A 2416-nucleotide genomic window follows, 5' to 3' on the forward strand; every position below is an offset into this window, starting at 1 on the left:
GGGGTAAGAACACTGACTAAAAAACCTGCAAAAATGCTGTTAATATTCGCATTCGTATCCAAAGTTAAAAAACCGATAATTGCAGTTAACAATAAATTTAAGATCAGTAAGAATACTCCGTTTGTGATTATAGAGCCAATTGATTTTCTAACATCAGGATTTTCAGTTGAAAGCAATTGACTTATATCAATCTCTAAGGCATCACAGATGAAGTTTAAAGTTGTGCCTCTCGGATCACTTTCTGAATTTTCAATTCGCTGAATAGTTCTCAAGTTTACTTTTGCCTTTTCGGCAAGTTCTTCTTGAGTAAGTCCTTTAACTCTCCTGGTTTCAGTTATTGTTTTTGCAATAAAATTCATTCTGTCCTTAATTTTTTTATGCTAAAGGTAGTTGTTTGAATGAGAATTGATCACCGTTTTATTAGACTTTTAGCCGACATTTGATTTGTCACACAATGCCGTAAAACTAAAGTACAACTAAACTACATTTAAGAGTAGCTACTGAAAGCATGTATGAAATAGGAGAGGAGCGGTCAACTTATCAACAAAACAAGAAGTTAATCTTTGGCTTAGTCGTTATATTTTTTCCTACAGGAGCATTCGTTATGTTCACTAATGTATTTTATGGACTCTACACAAAGTTCTTTGAGAACGGGAATATTGATGTCGGCAAGTTTATTTACATAAATACAGGCTTTTCCCATTTTGTATTTGCCAAGTTTAGACAGTAGTGAGTTGCTTTTTTCTGTGTCAGAATAGATATAGAGGGAAAAAGCTGCTTTTCTTGGAGAAAACCCAAGTATGGGAGCATCACCTTCGTGTCCGCTTTTGTATTTATAATGATAGCGGCCAAAACCAATAATGGTAGGCCCCCACATTCTAGGTTCTTCGCCCGTTATATCTTGCAGTATTTTTATTAGTTCATAGCTGTCTTTTTTCTTTTGTTCAGTACTGGCAAATGAGCTGATAAACTTGTAAACATCTGCTTCTGTTTCTTTGGTTTTCGTTTCGGCCATAGCGTTTTTATTTTATGTTATACTCAACATCCTGTTAGCACGCATCTGGACTATTTAAGAAACCTTCCCATTTATTAAATGTCAAATGCTCTTTTATAAAACTCAAAAAAATTAGCGAGAAGAACGACCTTATCTGAATAATATTTCTTTCAATCTCTATCAACCAGATCATTACAGATGTTTTATTAATTAATTTTTCCGCATTTTAATCGACTGATTTCTTTAGAGTACTTTTAATATTTGCCAAGTTTGCGGTTTATATAGCATTATGTCAGTCGAACACATTATTATTTTGGCAATTTGTAGCTTTGGAGTACTACACGGCCTCTCGCTTGGTATTTCATTGTTGGTTGCACCTCAGCTTAATACATTGTCAAACAGAATCCTTGGAGTGCTTCTGATAGTATTCGGAATTCGGATCAGTAAGTCTATATTCCTGTCATTCACGTCTGATTTAGACATGCTATTTATCACGCTGGGCCTTACACTTATTCTTTCTTTTGGTCCAATTTTCTATTTCTATACCCGAAGTTTTCTACAAGAAAATTTCAGGATCAATAAAGGCGATGCATTACATTTTATACCATTCAGTATCTTCTTTGTATTGAATAGCCTGAGTCTGCTGTCGAAAGATTTCTACCTCAACTTTGGTATCTACTTCATCTATCTCCATTTTTTAAGCTATATCATCTACTCTTTTATTTGGCAAAGAAGATATAGGGCTGGTTCGTCTATCTCTATTTCCAGAGCTCAGAAAAACTGGCTTAATTACATCCACTTAGGAGTGGTATTTATTTGGTTTTCATACTTCATGTTCTTGCTAGATGAAGTTGTGCCTTATATCATGGGACCGATTACTTATTCACTAGTTGTATATCCATTGAGTATTTGGGCCTTTGTTCATAAGGTGCTAATGCCTAAGGTAAAAAAATACCAAAACTCCAGACTTAACAAAGACCAATCAGTGCAGTTGATTTCTGAGTTAGAAAAGATGATGAAAGATGAAAAGCTTATCCTGAACCCTGAGTTAAAACTGCAGGAGGTGGCAAGCCACCTTAAGGTGAGTGCTCATGCACTTTCACAGGCTGTCAATGAAAACTTCGAACAAAATTTTCAGCATTACCTTAACTCTTATCGAATCAAATCGGCACAGCAAATGCTCAATTCGTCTGAATACGATCACCTGACAATTTCTTCTATTGCATACGATAGTGGTTTCAATAGCTTATCGGCTTTTAATGCCGCTTTCAAGAAAAATCTTCAAAAAACCCCTTCTCAATATCGAAAGGAAAGAGACGAGTAGGTTAAAATTTAATAAGTCTGAATTTAAGCTTTCATATCATAATTCACTCTGACTGAATTATAATTCAGATAGATTTAAACGCTCACAGCCCCTTTTTT

The 2416-nt window shown here is 34.9% G+C and carries 3 protein-coding genes; 1 reads left to right on the forward strand and 2 read right to left on the reverse strand.

All coding sequences use genetic code 11. From position 1 onward, the window contains the following. On the reverse strand, positions 1-359 hold a 359-nt coding region (locus tag E1176_RS07040), incomplete at its 3' end, for a helix-turn-helix domain-containing protein (RefSeq protein ID WP_155209897.1). 209 nt (positions 360-568) lie between these two features. Next, entirely contained in the window at positions 569-1015 is a 447-nt protein-coding gene (locus E1176_RS07045) for a DUF1801 domain-containing protein (RefSeq protein ID WP_155209898.1), read from the reverse strand. Positions 1016-1283: 268 nt separating this feature from the next. Here E1176_RS07045 and E1176_RS07050 point away from each other — a divergent pair, with 268 nt between their 5' ends. Further along, positions 1284-2318, forward strand: coding sequence for a helix-turn-helix domain-containing protein (locus tag E1176_RS07050; RefSeq protein ID WP_155209899.1), 1035 nt, complete (start codon positions 1284-1286; stop codon positions 2316-2318). The last annotated feature ends 98 nt before the right edge of the window (positions 2319-2416 follow it).

Source organism: Fulvivirga aurantia, assembly GCF_009711475.1.
Lineage (GTDB): Bacteria > Bacteroidota > Bacteroidia > Cytophagales > Cyclobacteriaceae > Fulvivirga > Fulvivirga aurantia.

What these genes read in the sequence shown, in the direction of transcription:
- E1176_RS07045 (WP_155209898.1), bottom strand. Translation starts at nt 1,015, where the DNA reads ATGGCCGAAACGAAAACCAAAGAAACAGAAGCAGATGTTTACAAGTTT.
- E1176_RS07050 (WP_155209899.1), top strand. Translation starts at nt 1,284, where the DNA reads ATGTCAGTCGAACACATTATTATTTTGGCAATTTGTAGCTTTGGAGTA.